3 protein-coding genes are annotated in these 2,618 nt (G+C 41.4%); 2 read left to right on the top strand and 1 reads right to left on the bottom strand.

Annotated elements, in window-relative coordinates; translation table 11 throughout:
• On the top strand, positions 1-368 hold a 368-nt coding region (locus tag SAPGRDRAFT_RS09720; RefSeq protein ID WP_002659076.1), incomplete at its 5' end, for a transposase.
• 8 nt (positions 369-376) lie between these two features.
• Here the strand turns inward: SAPGRDRAFT_RS09720 and SAPGRDRAFT_RS09715 are convergent.
• Positions 377-733, bottom strand: a complete 357-nt coding sequence (locus tag SAPGRDRAFT_RS09715; RefSeq protein ID WP_002659074.1) for a hypothetical protein — start codon at positions 731-733, stop codon at positions 377-379.
• Between the two features lie 448 nt (positions 734-1,181).
• Between SAPGRDRAFT_RS09715 and SAPGRDRAFT_RS09705 the strand changes: the two genes are divergently transcribed.
• Positions 1,182-2,177, top strand: coding sequence for a PorP/SprF family type IX secretion system membrane protein (locus SAPGRDRAFT_RS09705; protein WP_002659072.1), 996 nt, complete (start codon positions 1,182-1,184; stop codon positions 2,175-2,177).
• Positions 2,178-2,618: the final 441 nt, after the last annotated feature.

The raw sequence follows: 2,618 nt of genomic DNA, 5'->3' as shown, positions 1-2,618 counted from the left end.
AAGTTTATGCAGATGGCGCCTATGACCAAACAAAATGTCGAGAAGCAATTTGTGCGGTTGGGGCGGTTCCATTGATTCCCCCACGTAAAAATGCTCGCCTAAAAAAGGAAAAAATAGGAGAGCTAGTCGATAGTTATCGCAATGATGATATTTTATATATCTGGGAGTTAGGAGCGGCTGCTTGGAAACAAGATTTAGGCTATCATCGTCGAAATTTAAGCGAAACTGCAATGATGCGGCTCAAGCACTTTTTCTCTGAACGGCTCTCTTCGATCAGCTTTAAAATGCAGAAACAAGAAGTCCTGATGCGTATTCAAATTTTAAATGAGCTTAATGCTGTCAAGCTAGAAGTTACTAATAGTCAGTAAATTATGATTTATGCAACAAGGCCCTTAACTTCTATATCATCATAATCTGCTTGATTTCTTAAGCGTTTAAGGGTGTTAAGATCTTTTATAAAAAAAAACAAATCCCTTTCATTAGCTCCAATATCAGCAAGTTCCTTATCTATTTTATTTAAATAAAATACATGTGACGGTACTTTCTGCCTTCTTTGGTCTTGCTCTAGTTCTGATTCTTTATAAAGAATCAACAACTTAGATTTTATTTTCTGAAAACAAGAGTAATAATAACAATGAACGGAACTATTGTAATGCCGATTTGTCAATAAGAAATCAGCTGCTTTCTTACTAGCCTCAGACTTTTTGTCTAAGAAGTCACCTGGATCAGCCATAATATGATTATTGTGTTTATTTGGCTATATGAAGAAGTCAGGTTTTTTGCAATGGTTTCAGGCAAATTTATTCATTTATATAAAATAATGCAAATAAAAGTTCAGAATAAAAACACTTCATCATTAAAAATCAATGATTTAGGCTGGGGACAGCCGTTGGAAGAGCCAGAAGGGCCGAAGCCAAATGTACTAGTAAAACATGGCTGTTGAGCGGCCTAGCGATGTGCAGCAGTGCGGCGAAACCGCAGACCAAGGCCGTCAGGCCGCAGGGCCGAGCGAACAGCGAGCTGCGAAACGTAGCGCCGACGACCAAAGGGAGGCGGAGGCCCCAAAACAGCAGCGAGCTGCGGAACGACAACAAGGACTTTAGGCCGCAGTTCGACGACCGAAGGGAGTAACCGCCGACGACCAAAAGGAGGCGGAGGCCCCAAATAAAAAAAGAAAAGCCATGAAAAAACAGTTACTCCTACTTTTTGCCCTCTTTTTCTTGGGGAATGCCTATGGGCAGCAGGCCGTGCAATATAGTTTGCAGCCCTGGAACCCCTACTATTATAATACAGCCTATGCGGGTTTAGATGAATCCTTGAGCATGACGGGCCAATTTCGGAAGCAGTGGACCGGTTTTGCGGGCAGCCCCTTGAGCTTTAATTTTTCGGCGCATTTGCCCATTAATTACATTAATAGTGGCCTGGGCTTTATGGTTGAGCAAGATTATCGGGGCTTGGATGGCAATGCCTACACCAACACCAACTTTCGTTTTTCTTATAACTACTTTATTGACCTGGGCGAGGGGAAATTATCTATAGGTGCGGCTTTTCGCTACTTGCAAAAGCGGGTAGATGGGGGGGCATTTCGGGCGCCAGATGGTTCTTATAATACAGATAGTGGAATTTTTGACCATAATGATGGGGTAATTCCCTTGGGTGTAAGTCAGGCGCAATCGGCCACGGCAGATTTTGGGATATATTATAAAAATGAGCGTTTGCAGTTGGGCTTATCCTCTAATTATTTGACCGAGCCTATTTTGGCCTTAAATGATCAGGCGGTGGACCATGAATTGCGCAGCCGAAATTATTTTTTATCGGGCTCTTATACCTTTGATATGGATGGGCGGGGCGATTGGAAATTGCAGCCGACCGTATTATTGAAAACCGATTTGACCAAATTTCAGCCAGAACTGGGTGTATTGGCGCATTATCAGGACCAATTTTATGGAGGGGTCAATTTGCGGGGTTATGATAGCAAAAGCTTAGATGCCGTTGTTTTAGTGATGGGCTGGCGCCTGAACAAGCAGCTAAAAATGGCCTATGCCTATGATTTGAGTGTATCGGGCTTGCGCAACTTCAATGGGGGCTCGCATGAAATTATGTTAAATTATAATTTGCAAGAACCTATCGGTAGAGAATTACCGGCTAAGGTCATTTATAATCCCCGATTTTTATAAGGAGAAAGGGAAGGAAATAAAAAACAAAAGTAGCTCTGGACAAAGGAGCTACTTTTTTTATTCTATGCAGATAGTTTTTATCTTTGTGGGTCCTCGGCCCCAAATTGTCAAAAAATAGAGTAAAAAGGGGGCGAAACGAAGCCCTCTAAAAGAAAGTTGGGAAAAAAGCAATTTTTAATAAAATAATTGCTTTTGCTCCTCCGTTTCTATGATGACTTTGTCAAGACGAAGCTTTGTACTGCAATGATTTTGGAATAATTTTCCAGTGAGCTGTTAACCTTGGCCTAGTTTTAAGATGAACAACTAAGAAAGAAAAAGAAAAAAGGCCTACTTGCCAAAAGGGCCTATTGCCTTTATATACGGATCATACGCAACTCTAATCTTTAAGCCTTTAGGATTGAGGGGCATTATTAACGAAAACAACGAAATTAAACTCGGGTG

The sequence above is a fragment of the Saprospira grandis DSM 2844 genome (genome assembly GCF_000275825.1).
GTDB lineage: Bacteria > Bacteroidota > Bacteroidia > Chitinophagales > Saprospiraceae > Saprospira > Saprospira grandis_A.
This window is presented reverse-complemented; position numbering and strand designations above follow the sequence as displayed.